Here is a 13,928-nt window from a genome sequence, read left to right on the forward strand (position 1 = left end):
GGGAGGAACGCCGAAAGTCCAAGACACCCGGGCCGCCCGTGGGCGGCGTCCGGGTGTCTTGGACTCTCGAGGCCGGCGCTAGGCGGGCGACGCCGCCAGGAGGGCGCGGGTCGAGACCGAGCGGCGACGGGCGACCGCGAGGGTCGTCGCGATGAAGGCGAGTACCGCCCAGATCGCCAGGCCCGCGATCGCGGCGCCGAGGTTGCCGCTCGAGGTGAGCGCGTCGACGGCGCCCTGGTACGCCGGCGCCGTGGGCAGGAGGCCCGCGACCGACTTCAGCACCCCCGGGACGGTCGAGACGATCCCGGTCGCGACGGCGATCACGCCGATGAGCGCCGCGATCCAGCGCCCGGCCCCGCCGAACACCGCGACGAGCGCCTGGTTCACCGCGGCGAACGCGATACCGGTGAGCACCGACACCACCGCGAACAGCGACCACTGGCCCCCGTCATACGAGGCGGCCAGCTGCACGACGCCCGCGACGAGCAGACCCTGCACGGCGCCGATGATCGCGGCCGGGAGCAGCGCCCGGCCGGCGAGGAGGGCCGACGGGCGACGCGAGCTGATCGTGCGCGCGGTGACGGCGCGGAGCGCGACGAACGTGCCGAGCCCACCGAACCAGAGCGCGACGCTCGCCAGCAGCGGGATCGCGGTCGAGCCGAACAGGTTCGAGCCGATGCCCTCCGCGGCCACCGGATCTGCCACGACCGAGGCGAGATCCTTCGCCTGCGTCTCGGTGTAGGTCGGAACCTGCTCCACGGCGGTGGTCAACCCGTTGGCGAGGTCGTCGGTGCCGGTGGCGAGCTGCGCAACCCCGTCAGCGAGGGTCTGAGACCCGGTCGCCAGTTCCCCGGCGCCGTCCGACACCTGCGTCGCCCCCGTGGAGAGCCCTCGCGCACCGGTGGCCGACTGGGCGGTCCCGGCGGCGAGCTGGTTGAGGCCGGATTGCAGCGTGCGCGTCTGCGCGGCCGCCTCGCTCAGCCCGGCCGACGACTGCGACGTCAGCTGCGCGATCCCGTCGGCGGTCGGGGCGGTGTAGCCCGCGGCGTAGCCTGCGCTGGTCGCCGCCTCCACCGCACTCTGGGCCGCCCCGCCGACCTGCGCGCAGAGGGCGGGATCGAGGGTTCCCGTCGCGCACTGCTGAGCCAGGGCGCCGAGGGTGGCCGCCAGCTGCGCCGTCTGCGTGGCGGTGGTCTGGGCGTAGCCGTTCGCGGAGGCGGCGGCGCCCACGAGCTGCTGGTTGTTCACGCCGGCCGCCGCCGCATCGAGCCCGGCGGCGAGCTGCCCGGCGCCGTCGGCGGATTGCCCGATGCCGCCCGCGATCTGGTCGAGGCCCCCGGCGAGCTGGGTCGCCCCCGAGGCCAGCTGCCCGGCCCCGTCGCCCAGCGCGGTCGCACCGGACGGCAGCTGGGCGGCCCCGTCGGCGGCCTGCTGAGCGCCGTCTGCGAGCTGGTGCGCGCCGTCGGCCGCGGTGCCCAGCTGGTCGCCGAGGGTGGTGAATCCGAGGAAGACGTTCTGCAGGTAGGTCTCGCTCAGCATGGTGCCGGTGAGGGATGCGGCGGCCTGGGTCACCTGCGCCGAGATGGCGTCGTCGACCACGAGGCTGTCGGGCGGCGTGCTCACGCTGATCGTCGCCTGCTCGGGAGTCGAGCCGGGCGCCGTCGACGTCGCGGCGGCCGAGAAGTTCGAGGGGATCGTCACGACGGCGGCGTAGGTGCCGTCGGCGAGCCCGTCCGCCGCATCCTGCTCGTTCGTGATCGTCCAGTCGAAGTTGCTCTCCACCTCGTCGGAACCGTCGACGAGACCGGCGGTGAGCTGGCGTCCGAGCGGTACGAGCTGTCCGTCGATCGTGACGGCCTGATCGTCGTTCACGATGGCGGCCGTCACCGAATCGAGGCGTTCGGCGGGGTTGTACAGCGCAGCCACGAGGATGCCGCCGATCACGGCGGGCAGGAGCAGCGCCCCGATGATCGTGAGCCAGGTGATCGGGCGGCGGGAGTTCGCGCGCTCGATCGCCCGCCCCGGAAGAGACGTGGAAGTGGTCATGCGTTCACCTCGGGAAGTTCGGCGGAACGGGAGGAGTGGCTCTCGACGCGCACGGTCTGCGCGTCGCGCCAGCCGGCGTCGTCGAGCACCCCGCGGGCGGCGTGGGGATCGGCCGCCGAGATCGCGAGCGTCCACCTGCCCTCGGCGGCGGCGTCGCGGAGCATCGCCGCGGCCTGATCGCGCAGGGCCCCGTGGGCGAGGGCGTCGAGCCCCTGCAGGGCGACGAGCCCGGGGCTCCCCGCGAGGACGCCTCGGAGTTCGGCGAGCGGGTCGGCCGCGTCGTCGAGGAGGGCGACGGCCACGTGCCCGCGCACCCACGCGGCCCGGCCGGGGAGCAGATGCCCCGCGACGCGCAGTCGCCCCGACGTGGTCGACACGCGACCTGCGATCGCGAGCAGCGCCACCCGCGACGCGCGGACGTCGGAGGAGGTCAGCACGATCGCGCCACCCGGTTCGACCGTGGCGGTGAACCCGGCGAAGACGTCGACGCCGCGAGCCTCGAGCCCGGCGCCGTCGGCGGCGATGACCGCGGTCGACCCCGGCGCGGGCCAGTCGCGCAGCGCCAGTTCGCGTTCGACGGCTTCGCCTTCGACGTCGAACGACGGCAGGAGCCGGTCGAGCCACCGGGGGATCCACCACGCCCGGGCGCCCAGAAGCGTCATGAGCGCGGGGATGAGGGTCATGCGCACGAGGAACGCGTCGACGGCGATGCCGACGGCCAGGCCCAGCGCGATCGGTTTGATCGACGAGTCGCCCTCGGGCACGAACGCGGCGAAGACGGCGAACATGATGAGCGCGGCCGCGGTGACCACGCGGGCGGTGGCCGAAAAGCCCGTGCGCACCGCCTCGATGGCGGTCGCCCGCGCGTCGGCAGCGGCGCCGCCCCGGGCGCGGGCGTGCACGTAGTCCTCCCGCATCCGCGTGACGAGGAACACCTGATAGTCCATCGCGAGTCCGAACAGCACGCCCATCAGCACGATCGGCATGAAGCTGATCACCGGTCCCACGCGGGTCACGTGCAGGAGGTCGGCGAACCACCCCCACTCGAACACGGCGGCGACCACGCCGAAGGCGGCCGCCACCGACAGGAGGTAGCCGAGAGCGGCGGTCAGCGGCACCGCGATCGAGCGGAAGACGATCATCAGCAGGATGAACGACAGACCGACGACGAAGATCGCGAACGGCACGAGGGCGCCGGAGAGTCGGTCGGAGATGTCGATCGCCACCGCCGTGTAGCCGGTCACCTTGAGGTCGATCCCGTACTCGTCGAGCAGCCTGTCGTGCTGGGCGCGCAGCTCGCGCACGAGGTCGGCGGTTGCCGGGTCGTCGGGGGCCGTGGACGGCACGATCTGCACGATGCCGGTGTCGGCCGTCTCGTTCGGGGTGGCCAGCGCGATCCGCTCGACGCCGGGCAGGTCGTCGATCTCACCCGCGATGTCGTTCATCAGCGTGACGGGGTCGTTCGAGGTGACGATGGTGCCCGTCATCACGAGCGGGCCGTTGACGCCGGGGCCGAAATACTCGGCGGCGAGGTCGTAGTTCTGCCGCGCCTGGTTCGACTCGGGCAGCATGCCCGCGTTCGGCAGCGCGAGGGCGAGGCTCGACGCGGGGATCGCGAGCACGCCGAGCACGGCGACCACCGAGACGGTCGCGGCGATCGGATGCTTCGACACGACCCGCACCCACGCGTTGATCCGCTTCGGGGCGTGCGTCGCCGCATCCGCCCCCTTCTTCTGCCGCCGCGGGCGCCCCACGATCCGGCCCTTGACGAGGCCGAGCATCGCGGGGGTCAGGGTGACGGCGACGAGCACGGCGATCGCCACGGCGACGGATGCGGCGATGCCCATCGTCGTGAGGAACGGGATACCCGCGAACGACAGGCCGATGAGGGCGATCAGCACCGTCACCCCGGCGAAGACGACGGCCGAACCGGCGGTGCCGGTGGCGCGGGCGGCGGATTCCTCGGGGTCGACGCCCTCGCGCACCTGATCCTGATGTCGCGCGGCGATGAACAGCGCGTAGTCGATGCCGACCGCAAGGCCCAGCATGAGCGCCAGGAGCGGGGTCGTCGACGAGATCGACGCGAAGGCGGTCGCGACGAAGATGAGCGCCATCGAGAGCCCGACGCCGATCACCGCGGTCAGGAGGGGGAGGCCGGCGACGACGAACGAGCGGAACGTGACGATGAGCACGAGCAGGGCGATGATGAGCCCGACCGCCTCGGTGATCGTCACCCCGGGGATCGAGGTGCCGAAGAGGTCGCCGCCGAGGGCGACCTGCGAGCCCTCGGGGAGCTCGGCACCGAGGGAGTTCGACACGTCGGTGAGCGAGGCCTTCGCCTCGGGCGAGACGTCGCCGGCCTGCCCGTTGAACTGCAAGCGGATGATGGCGGCGTCGCCGTCGTCGCTGACCAGGCCCGACACGGTCTGGTCGAACGGGTCGGTCACGGCCAGCACGCCGTCGACCGCGCGCAGCTCGCCGATCGTGGTGGCGATGTCGGTCGAGTACGGCGCTTCGTCGACCCGGTCGCCGGGAGCCGCGACGACGATGATCTGCGCGCTCGTGCCGCTCACCTGAGGGAACGTGCGCGAGAGCTGCTGCAGTCCCTCCTGCGACTCGGTTCCGGGGATCGAGAACGAGTTGTCGGTGCCCTGGCTGAACAGTGCCGCGCCGCCGCCGGCGGCTACCAGGACGATGATCCAGGCCAGCAGTACGCGAACGCCGTGCCGGTACGACCAGCGTCCGAGCGAGTACAGCAGTGTGGACACGGAGGCTCCGTTTCGATCAAGGAAGTTCGATACGTCACTGTATCCAATACACAGATGTATCGTAGAGCGCGATCGGCCGGCCGAGGCTGAGCGATCCGTGTGAACCGGAGGACCATCATGACCGACACCGAGGGCGCCGTTCCGCGCCGACGCGAGAACACCCGCCAGCGCCTGCTCGACGCCGCGGCACAGGTCTTCGCCGAGGTGGGTCTCGACGCGGCTTCGGTCGAGGCGGTCTGCGAGGCCGCCGGCTACACGCGCGGCGCGTTCTACTCGAACTTCGAGAGCAAGGAGCAGCTCTTCCTCGAGCTGTGTGCGCGCGCGGCTGCCCACCAGATCGCGGCCGTCCGCGCGAAGGTCGCCGACCTCGAGACGGTCGGGTTCGCGGGCGCACCCGCCGATTCGCTGACCCTCGTGCAGCAGGTGCTGGAGGCGTCGGGAGCAGACCGGACCGCGGTGCTGCTCATGGGCGAGACCCGCATCCGGGCGCTCCGCGATCCGATCGTCGCGGCGGCCTACCGCTCGCAGGAGGCGCAGCTGCGCACCGAGGTCGCGCAGATCATCACCGACATCGCTCGCGCGCAGCACATCTCACTGCGTCTTGCGCCCGCCCACGCGTCGGATCTCTTCATGACGGCCTGGTCGGCCGCCGCCGAAGACGCCGTCATGGACGACGCGGATCAGGCCGGTATCACCCGGCGCATCGGCGAGGCGCTCGCGATCGTCGCCGACCTCGTCATCGATCGCCCGCGCTGAGGACCGCATGGCAGCGGGCGAGCCGCTCGCGCCACCATCCGTCGCGCTCCGGCGAGACCCGCAGCGCGTCGAGGCGCTCCGCTGACGGCGACACGCGCCCGACCTGCAGCACACCGCCGCGCGGTGAGAGCGCGGGATCGCACACGTCGCTCGTGAACAGGGCCGAGGTGCCGAGCCCGCAGTCATAGTCGTGGTCGGGGAGGGCGGCGGCCAGCGCGGTTCCCATCGAGAGCCCGACCGACGTGTCGAGGGCGCTCGAGACGACGGCGGGGAGCCCCGCTTGCGCGACGATCTCGAGCGCACGGTGCACGCCGCCGAGCGGCTGCGCCTTCACGATCAGGATGTCGGCGGCCCCCGCCCGGGCCACCCGCAGCGGGTCGTCGGCCTTTCGTACGCTCTCGTCGGCGGCGATCGGAATGCCCATGTACTTCACGCGCCCGCGCAGCTCGGCCAGCTCGTCGATGCTCGCGCACGGCTGCTCGGCGTACTCCAGGTCGAACTCGGCCAGCGCGTGGATCGCGTGCTCGGCCTCGTCGACGTTCCACGCACCGTTGGCGTCGACCCGGATGCGCCCCTCGGCGCCGAGGGCCGCGCGCACCGCGGCGACCCGGGCGACGTCGTCGGCGAGCGTCTGTCCGGGCTCGGCGACCTTGACCTTCGCCGTCCGGCAGCCGTCGAACCGCGCGAGCACCCCCGCGACGGCGTCGGCGGCGACGGCGGGCACCGTCGCGTTGACCCGCACCTCGCCGCGGCGTGCGGGCGCAGCATCCGCCCAGCCGAAGTCGACGGCGCCGGCGAGCCACACGGATGCTTCGGCATCGCCGTACTCGGTGAACGGCGAGAACTCGCTCCACCCGTTCGGGCCCTCGATGAGCATCGCCTCGCGGACGTCGATGCCGCGGAACCGTGTGGCCAGGGGTAGCGCCACGACGCGCGCGGTCGTGAGGAGTTCGTCGAGAGACGGCAGTGTGCTCATCCCCTCATCATGACGCCGGAATAGGCTGACGGCATGCTTCTCGACACTCCCGTTCGCCTCGGCGTGCAGATCGAACCCCAGCACGCGACCTACCCCCAGATCCGTGAGGCCGCCGCGCGCCTGGAAGACCTCGGTGTCGACATCCTGTTCAACTGGGACCACTTCTTCCCGCTGCACGGCGACCCGGACGGCCCCCACTTCGAGTCGTGGACCATGCTGGCCGCGTGGGCGGAGCAGACGGAGCGCGTCGAGTTCGGCGCGCTGGTCAACTGCAACAGCTACCGCAATGCCGACCTGCAGGCAGACATGGCCCGCACGATCGACCACATCAGCGCCCGTGGCGGCGACACCGGCCGGTTCATCTTCGGCACCGGTTCGGGGTGGTTCGAGCGCGACTACGACGAGTACGGGTACGAGTTCGGCACCGCCGGATCGCGCCTGACGGCGCTCGGGCAGGATCTCGACCGCGTCGTCTCGCGGTGGGGGAAGCTCAACCCGCCGCCCACGCGCCGCATCCCGATCATGATCGGCGGAGCGGGCGAGCAGAAGACGCTGCGCTTCGTCGCTCGGCATGCCGACATCTGGCACAGCTTCGTGCCGGCCGAGGGTCTCGCGCACAAGATCTCCGTCATCGAGAACTGGGCCGAGACCGAGGGGCGCGACCTCTCGGGCCTCATCGTCTCGAACGAGCTGAAGAACCGCGGCGAGAGCGACGCCGACGCCCTCTTCGATGCGGGCACACGGCTGTTCACGCTCGGATGGGCCCCGGGGTCGCCCGACTACGACGTCGTGACGCGGTGGCTGCGCTGGCGCGACGGCAAGAACGCCGTCTGAGCGACGGACTCAGTCGTTCGCCAACATCCGGGGGAGATAGCCGAGGGCGTCGAGCCGACGGATCAATCGGGGCGCGAGGGGGCCGCGAGACAGGGAGAGGCGGTAGAAGCGCGGTCCTTCTTCAGCCTGCTGCAGGAGTGACCGCTCCCGCAGACTGCGGATGAATCGAGAGCGACGTGCAGGGGAGCCGGGAACGATGGGCTCCAGGTCGCCCGCTTTGATGACTCCGGTCGTCAGGGCGATGCGCAGGGCGGCGCTTTCGTCCGGGTCGACCAGCCCGTCGCGCTGCAGCATCTGCTCGTGCAGCGGCTTCGAGGCGTTCGCGAAGTCCAACAGGGTCGTGATCTCCGGGTGCACGGTCACCCAGGAGGGCGGGACGTGCGCGGAGTTCGTGATCGCGACCTCTTGCTCGCGGTAGGAGCCGGGAGTGGGGTCTCCTTCACGGATGAGCCCGTCGACGACTCGGCGATGGATCTCGCGGATGAGGTTGTGCGTCAACGGAGCTTCCGGGTCGAGCTGATCGATGAATCGAGCCGTCTCGGCGATGTTCCTGATCTCGCGGAGTTGGTCGGCGCCGGACGTCGTCGTGGTCTCGAGCTGTTGGACATCGGCTCTCTTTTTCATCGCAGCGACGAAACTACTTGCACTCACACTAGGGATTGGGCTGATTTTTCGCATGCACCTGTGAGTGTCGATCGTTAACTAATTGCGAAGCGGAGTGGGAAGTATTTGCGCTGACGCGGAAGAGATTGTTGCCCATCTGCCGACCGTGGCGAGCCGTAGGCTGGACAGGTGAGCGTTTCCGATCTGTTCGACCCCGCGGTGTGGCAGCCGACCGCCGCCGACGAGCGCTACACCGACATCACGGCTCACACGAGCCTCGACGGGCGCATCGCGCGCATCGCGTTCGACCGGCCGGAGGTGCGCAACGCCTTCCGCCCCCACACGGTCGACGAGCTGCACCATGCGCTCGACGTCGCGCGGCAGGACCCCCGCATCGGCGTGGTGCTGCTCACCGGCAACGGGCCGAGCGCGAAGGACGGCGGCTGGGCGTTCTGCTCGGGCGGCGATCAGCGCATCCGCGGTCGCGACGGCTACACCTACGCCACCGACGATGCGACAGCGCCCGACCCTGCTCGCAGCGGGCGGCTGCACATCCTCGAGGTGCAGCGGCTGATCCGCTTCATGCCCAAGGTCGTCATCGCGGTCGTCCCGGGGTGGGCGGCCGGCGGCGGGCACTCGCTCAATGTGGTGTGCGACCTGTCGATCGCGAGCCGCGAGCACGGTCGCTTCAAGCAGACGGATGCCGACGTCGGATCGTTCGACGCCGGGTACGGCTCGGCCTACTTCGCCCGGCAGATCGGGCAGAAGCTCGCGCGCGAGGTGTTCTTCCTCGCCGAGGAGTACTCCGCCGACCGCGCGTACGAGATGGGGGCGGTCAACCGCGTCGTGCCGCACGCCGAGCTCGAGGTCGAAGCGATCGCGATGGCTCGCACGATCCTCACGAAGAGCCCGACCGCGATCCGCATGCTGAAGTTCGCGTTCAATGCGGTCGACGACGGCCTGGTCGGGCAGCAGGTCTTCGCCGGCGAGGCCACGCGTCTGGCCTACGGCACCGATGAGGCGGTGGAGGGGCGTGATGCGTTCCTCGAGAAGCGCGATCCCGACTGGTCGGACTACCCCTACCACTACTGAGGTGCCGCGAACCGGGCCTACCGGCGTAGGCGAAGCCCCGGTGTGCGGCATCTGACGAGGAGACATGCGGCTCGAAGCGATCAACGGTGACGAACCCCGGGAGGTTCTGCGGGCGGTCCGGGGCGCGGTGCTCGGAGCCGGGCCCGCGATCTCGCTCGGGGCGGCGGATGCGGCGCTCCCGGGCGAGGTGCCGGCGGGGACGGCGGTCGTCGTCACCACCTCCGGCTCGACGGGCGTGCCGAAGTCGGTGGCGCTCAGCCGCAGCGCCCTCACCGCCAGCGCGCTGGCGACCGCGGCGCGCCTGGGGGAGGGCGCATGGCTGCTCGCCCTGCCGGCCGGCTACGTGGCGGGACTGCAGGTGCTCGTGCGCTCCCTCGTGTCGGGGCGCGAACCCGCGATCCTCGCCGGGCGCTTCTCGCCCGAGGCTTTCGCCGCGGCGGCCCGCTCGATGGCGTCGAGCGTCGGGGGAGTGCGCGTGCCCACCTACACCTCGCTCGTACCGGCCCAGGTGCAGCGACTGCTCGACGCGGCCGACCACGATCCCGATGTGCTCGGGGCGGTGCGCTCGTTCGAGCGCATCCTCGTCGGCGGCCAGGCGCTGCCGCCGGCCGTGCGCGCGCGGGCGGAGGGCATGGGGGTGCGGCTGGCCCGCACCTACGGCTCGACCGAGACCAGCGGCGGCTGCGTGTACGACGGGGTCGCCCTCGACGGCGTAGCGCTGCGGGTCGAGGGCGGCGAGGTGCAGGTGTCGGGCCCGACGCTCGCCGACGGCTATCTCGGCGATCCCGAGAGGACGGATGCGGCGTTCCTGCGCGACCCCGATGGCACCCGCTGGTATCGCACGGGCGACGCCGGACGCATCGACGACGGCGTGCTGAGCATCCACGGCCGGATCGACAACGTGCTCGTCTCGGGTGGCGTCAACATCTCGCTCGACCGCGTCGAGCGGGCGGTGCGCAGCATCCGGGGCCTCGAGTCGGCCGTCGTCGTCGCGGTTCCCGACCAGAGGTGGGGCGAAGCATCCGTCATCGTCGCGGCCCGCGACGCCGACACCGACGGCGTGCTGCGACGCGCGCGCGACGTCGTCGAGGCGGAGGTCGGCCGCCCCGCCCGTCCGTCGAGGGTGTGCTTCGTCGACGAGATCCCGATGCTCCCCTCGGGAAAGCCCGACCGCGCGGCGGCTCGACGACTCGCGCTGGCCTCGGCCACGTAGCGTCCGTCGCGTGCCGTCGGAACCCGCGGCTCGCGGCGAGACGGCCGCCGCCTCCTCGCCGCCGTAGGATCTCTCCTCATGGCAGGCAAGACGCGAAAGACCCGAACGAGCACCGCCAAGCGACAGCAGCCGCGCGGGAACCCGCGCAAGGCACAGGGTGCGCCGCCGCCGCCCCCGAAGGCGACGGCCCGCGACTGGATCGGCGCGGCACGCCTGCGCACGCTGCCCCTGGCGATCACCCCGGTGCTCATCGGAACCGGTGCCGCCCGGCTCGTCGACAACCAGTTCCACTGGGTCATCGCCCTCACCTGCCTCGCGGTGGCGGTCCTCCTGCAGATCGGCGTGAACTTCGCCAACGACTACAGCGACGGCATCCGCGGCACCGACGACGTCCGCGTCGGCCCCGCCCGCCTCACGGCTTCGCGCCGCGCGAAGCCGCGCACCGTGCTCATCGTGGCGCTGGTGTTCTTCGCCCTGGCCGGACTCGCGGGCATCGCTCTGGTGATCCGCAGCCAGCAGTGGTGGCTGCTCCTGGTGGGGGCCGCCTGCATCGCCGCGGCCTGGTTCTACACCGGTGGCAAGCGGCCCTACGGCTACGCCGGTCTCGGTGAGCTGTTCGTCTTCGTGTTCTTCGGGCTCGTCGCCACCGTCGGCACCACGTGGGTGCAGGTGCTGTCGATCCCGCAGGAGGCCTGGTTCGGAGCGGTCGCGGCGGGGTTCCTCGCCGTCGCGGTGCTGCTGGCCAACAACCTGCGCGACATCGATCAGGACAAGGTGGCGGGCAAGAAGACCCTCAGCGTCCGCATCGGCAGGCGGGCCACACAGGCGCTGTTCACCGCACTGGTACTGCTGCCCTTCGCGATCGCGGTGTTCCTCGCGCCGTTCTACCCCGGCGCGTGGCTGACCCTCATGGCGCTCCTGGCGGCGCTCCCGGCGATCCTCATCGTCTGGACCTACCGGGCCCCGCGCGAACTGGTCACCGCCCTCGCGCTGACGTCGCTCACGTCGGTCGCGTACGGCGCCTTCCTCTTCTGGGCCTTCATCGGCTGACGAGGCGTCCGCGATCGGGCGGATGCGGCGGGCCGCCGTCAGGCGTCGGAGTCGCGGCGCGCCTCGTCGGCGGCGTCTTCGCTGTCGGCGTCGACCTGCGCGCCGCGGGCCTCGGCGCGCGCGGCGCGGCGCTCGGCGAGGCCCCCCGAGACGGACTCGAGCGGGCGACGCAGGAACAGCAGCGACAGGCTGAGACCGATCAGCGCCGCGAAGATCGCGGCGAGCCAGTACAGCCCGTTCTGGAAGGCCGGGAACAGCATCAGCACCGAGAACGGCACGAGGAACGCGAGCAACCGCAGCACGGTGTAGAGGAAAGCGGAGCGGACGCGCATCGGGCCATTCTAGATCCGCCCCGGCGCAAGGCCGACGTTCAGGCGGCGCACCTAGGATGGGGGGATGACAAGGGTGCTGCTCATCGGGGCGCTCGTGGCGACCGCATTCTGGGTGTACACGATCGTCGACTGCGCCCTCCAGCCTCCGCAGCGTCACCGCGGCGTGAGCAAGGGCGTCTGGATCGTCATCACCATCCTCGTCCCCGTTCTCGGCGGCGTTCTCTGGTTCGCCGTGGGCCGCGGGCGGGCCTCGTCGTCGCGCACGCACCGTGCACCCGACGACGATCCCGAGTTCCTCGGCAGCATCGGCACGATCAGCGACCAGGACGAACGCATCCGCCGTCTCGAAGAAGAGCTCGCGATGCTCGATTCCGAGGCCGACGACCCCCAGGCACCGCCGGCCGCGCCCGGCAGCATCCCTCCCGCTGAGAAGCCGACCGACGACGGCGACGACTCGCGCGGTCAGCGCGGCGCCGTCGGCTGACGTGGACGCACCCGTGCACGGGGCGGCCTCGCCCGCGACGGATGCCGCCGCCGCTCTCCTCGGCGCGCTGATCGCCCGTGGCGTGGAGCACGTGGTGCTCAGCCCGGGCTCGCGCTCGCAGGCGCTCGCCCTCGTGGCCGCCGACCTCGAACGCGCGGGTCTTCTTCGGCTCCACGTGCGGATCGACGAACGCGTCGCCGGGTTCACCGCCCTGGGCATCGCGCGTGAGACCGGAATGCCCGCCGCGGTCATCTGCACCTCGGGCACGGCCGTGGCGAACCTCCTCCCGGCGGTGCTCGAAGCGCACCACTCCGGCGTGCCGCTTCTGCTCCTCACCGCCGACCGGCCGCCGGAGCTCCGTGGCATCGGCGCCAACCAGACGACGCGGCAGCCCGGCATGTTCGCGCAGGCGGTGCGTCTCGAGCTCGACGTCGCCGTGCCCGACGAGACCGACGCCGACGGCACCGGCGAGGGCACGCGGATGCTGCGCGACGTCGCCGCGGAGGCGCTCGCCGCCGCCCTCGGCGACGGCCGGCCCGCCGGCCCCGTGCACCTGAACCTGCCCTACCGCGAGCCCCTCGGGGGCCCCGTGCCCGCGTGGATCGCCGCGCCGACCCCGCCCGTTCCCGACGCCGTCGACGAGACGCCCGACACCTTCGGCGCGCTGTACCAGGGCGGGGGCGGCATCGGAGACGCGGATGCTTCGCCCGCGCAAGAGGCGCCGCTGGTGCTCGCCCGCGGGCCGCGCACCGTCGTCGTCGCGGGAGCCGATGCGGGTCCGGCGGCGGAGGACCTCGCGCACCTGGGAGGCTGGCCGCTCATCGCCGAGATCGTCAGCGGTGCCCGGTTCGGCCGGTACCTCGTGCACGGGTACCGCGGGCTCCTCCGCGATCCCGACCTGGGAGGCGCGATCGAGCGGGTGGTGGTGTTCGGTCACCCGACGCTCAGTCGCGAGGTGACGCAGCTGCTCTCCCGCACCGACGTCGAGGTCGTCGCCCTACGCGGGCCCGGTGAGCCCCTCAACCTCAACGGCGCGACGGTCACGGTCGACGCCGTGGGCGTCGATGCCGGCGCCGCGGATCGCGAGTGGCTCGGACTGTGGATGCGCGCTTCCCGCGACGCATCCGTCGATCTCTCCCCGGCCGCCCCCGACGCCGATGCGCTCGCCTCCACCGTGCCGAGCGAACGGCGCGGCGCCCTCGCCTCGGAGGTCGCGGCGCTGCGCGCTCCCCTCGACCGGGAGGCTCTCGTCGATGCGGTGTGGCGGGCGACCTGGCCCCACGACCGCGTGATGTTCGGCTCGTCGCGGCTCGTGCGGGTCGCCGACGCGGTGCTCGGCGGCAAGAAGGTGCCGGTGCATTCGAATCGCGGGCTTGCGGGGATCGACGGCACGATCGCGACGGCGACGGGGATCGCGGTGGCCAGCCAGACGGACGGGCGACCCGGGGTCACGCGCGTGCTCCTGGGTGATCTGGCGTTGCTCCACGACGTCGGTGCGCTGCTCCTCCCTGCCGGCGAGACGGAGCCGCGGGTGCAGGTCGTCGTCGGCAACGACGGCGGGGGCACGATCTTCGACGGGCTCGAGGTGGCCGGGGTCGCGGGTGCCGAGGCGATGCAGCGCGTGCTGTACACGCCGCAGTCGGTGCGTCTCGAGCATCTCGCCCGTGCATACGGGTGGGAGTACCACCGGGTGACGACCCGCTCCGCGCTCGATCAGCTGCTCACCGCGCCGGCCGGCGGGCGGCAACTGATCGAGGTTCCGCTCGCGCGCTGA

At 72.0% G+C, this 13,928-nt stretch carries 12 protein-coding genes; 7 read left to right on the top strand and 5 right to left on the bottom strand.

The window, feature by feature from the left end:
• Positions 1-78: 78 nt before the first annotated feature.
• A complete protein-coding gene (locus ABTU82_RS10800) occupies positions 79-2,046 on the bottom strand; it encodes a YhgE/Pip domain-containing protein (RefSeq protein ID WP_407173461.1) in 1,968 nt (655 codons plus the stop codon).
• On the bottom strand, positions 2,043-4,814 hold the full coding sequence (locus ABTU82_RS10805; RefSeq protein WP_407173463.1) for an MMPL family transporter: 2,772 nt from the start codon (positions 4,812-4,814) through the stop codon (positions 2,043-2,045). The genes ABTU82_RS10800 and ABTU82_RS10805 overlap by 4 nt, the downstream gene beginning before the upstream one ends.
• A gap of 117 nt (positions 4,815-4,931) precedes the next feature.
• Between ABTU82_RS10805 and ABTU82_RS10810 the strand changes: the two genes are divergently transcribed.
• Positions 4,932-5,570 (top strand): TetR/AcrR family transcriptional regulator, encoded by a 639-nt coding sequence (locus ABTU82_RS10810; protein ID WP_407173465.1) that lies wholly within the window; start codon positions 4,932-4,934, stop codon positions 5,568-5,570.
• On the opposite strand, the gene ABTU82_RS10815 is transcribed toward ABTU82_RS10810, so the two are convergent.
• On the bottom strand, positions 5,551-6,546 hold the full coding sequence (locus ABTU82_RS10815) for an o-succinylbenzoate synthase (RefSeq protein WP_407173467.1): 996 nt from the start codon (positions 6,544-6,546) through the stop codon (positions 5,551-5,553). The two genes, ABTU82_RS10810 and ABTU82_RS10815, sit on opposite strands and share 20 nt — an antisense overlap.
• Before the next feature lie 33 nt (positions 6,547-6,579).
• On the opposite strand from ABTU82_RS10815, the gene ABTU82_RS10820 reads away from it, so the two are divergent.
• Positions 6,580-7,380, top strand: coding sequence for an LLM class F420-dependent oxidoreductase (locus ABTU82_RS10820; RefSeq protein WP_407173469.1), 801 nt, complete (start codon positions 6,580-6,582; stop codon positions 7,378-7,380).
• 9 nt (positions 7,381-7,389) lie between these two features.
• Here ABTU82_RS10820 and ABTU82_RS10825 read toward each other — a convergent pair whose 3' ends face one another.
• Positions 7,390-8,004, bottom strand: a complete 615-nt coding sequence (locus ABTU82_RS10825) for a Fic family protein (RefSeq protein WP_407173471.1) — start codon at positions 8,002-8,004, stop codon at positions 7,390-7,392.
• Between the two features lie 168 nt (positions 8,005-8,172).
• On the opposite strand from ABTU82_RS10825, the gene ABTU82_RS10830 reads away from it, so the two are divergent.
• The 3 genes from ABTU82_RS10830 (at position 8,173) to ABTU82_RS10840 (ending at position 11,338) form a co-directional block, all read left to right on the top strand.
• On the top strand, positions 8,173-9,075 hold the full coding sequence (locus ABTU82_RS10830) for a 1,4-dihydroxy-2-naphthoyl-CoA synthase (protein ID WP_116647763.1): 903 nt from the start codon (positions 8,173-8,175) through the stop codon (positions 9,073-9,075).
• A 64-nt stretch (positions 9,076-9,139) separates the two neighbouring features.
• On the top strand, positions 9,140-10,288 hold the full coding sequence (locus ABTU82_RS10835) for an AMP-binding protein (RefSeq protein WP_407173473.1): 1,149 nt from the start codon (positions 9,140-9,142) through the stop codon (positions 10,286-10,288).
• Positions 10,289-10,366: 78 nt separating this feature from the next.
• The gene (locus ABTU82_RS10840) at positions 10,367-11,338 is read left to right on the top strand and encodes a 1,4-dihydroxy-2-naphthoate polyprenyltransferase (RefSeq protein ID WP_407173474.1); all 972 of its coding nucleotides are present in this window, start codon (positions 10,367-10,369) and stop codon (positions 11,336-11,338) included.
• A gap of 38 nt (positions 11,339-11,376) precedes the next feature.
• Here the strand turns inward: ABTU82_RS10840 and ABTU82_RS10845 are convergent, their stop codons facing one another.
• Positions 11,377-11,670 carry a DUF4229 domain-containing protein gene (locus tag ABTU82_RS10845; protein WP_407173475.1) on the bottom strand — a complete coding sequence of 98 codons (294 nt, stop codon included), beginning with the start codon at positions 11,668-11,670 and terminating at the stop codon, positions 11,377-11,379.
• Positions 11,671-11,734: 64 nt separating this feature from the next.
• Here ABTU82_RS10845 and ABTU82_RS10850 point away from each other — a divergent pair, with 64 nt between their 5' ends.
• Both ABTU82_RS10850 and menD read left to right on the top strand, forming a co-directional pair.
• Positions 11,735-12,154, top strand: coding sequence for a PLD nuclease N-terminal domain-containing protein (locus tag ABTU82_RS10850; RefSeq protein ID WP_116647767.1), 420 nt, complete (start codon positions 11,735-11,737; stop codon positions 12,152-12,154).
• A 1-nt stretch (position 12,155) separates the two neighbouring features.
• A complete protein-coding gene (menD, locus tag ABTU82_RS10855) occupies positions 12,156-13,928 on the top strand; it encodes a 2-succinyl-5-enolpyruvyl-6-hydroxy-3-cyclohexene-1-carboxylic-acid synthase (protein WP_407173476.1) in 1,773 nt (590 codons plus the stop codon).

Source organism: Microbacterium deferens (assembly GCF_045517775.1).
Lineage (GTDB): Bacteria > Actinomycetota > Actinomycetes > Actinomycetales > Microbacteriaceae > Microbacterium.

Coding starts and splice junctions, on each gene's coding strand:
- ABTU82_RS10800 (WP_407173461.1), bottom strand. CDS start 2,046: ATGACCACTTCCACGTCTCTTCCGGGGCGGGCGATCGAGCGCGCGAAC.
- ABTU82_RS10810 (WP_407173465.1), top strand. CDS start 4,932: ATGACCGACACCGAGGGCGCCGTTCCGCGCCGACGCGAGAACACCCGC.
- ABTU82_RS10815 (WP_407173467.1), bottom strand. CDS start 6,546: ATGAGCACACTGCCGTCTCTCGACGAACTCCTCACGACCGCGCGCGTC.
- ABTU82_RS10820 (WP_407173469.1), top strand. CDS start 6,580: ATGCTTCTCGACACTCCCGTTCGCCTCGGCGTGCAGATCGAACCCCAG.
- ABTU82_RS10825 (WP_407173471.1), bottom strand. CDS start 8,004: ATGAAAAAGAGAGCCGATGTCCAACAGCTCGAGACCACGACGACGTCC.
- ABTU82_RS10835 (WP_407173473.1), top strand. CDS start 9,140: ATGCGGCTCGAAGCGATCAACGGTGACGAACCCCGGGAGGTTCTGCGG.
- ABTU82_RS10840 (WP_407173474.1), top strand. CDS start 10,367: ATGGCAGGCAAGACGCGAAAGACCCGAACGAGCACCGCCAAGCGACAG.
- ABTU82_RS10845 (WP_407173475.1), bottom strand. CDS start 11,670: ATGCGCGTCCGCTCCGCTTTCCTCTACACCGTGCTGCGGTTGCTCGCG.
- ABTU82_RS10850 (WP_116647767.1), top strand. CDS start 11,735: ATGACAAGGGTGCTGCTCATCGGGGCGCTCGTGGCGACCGCATTCTGG.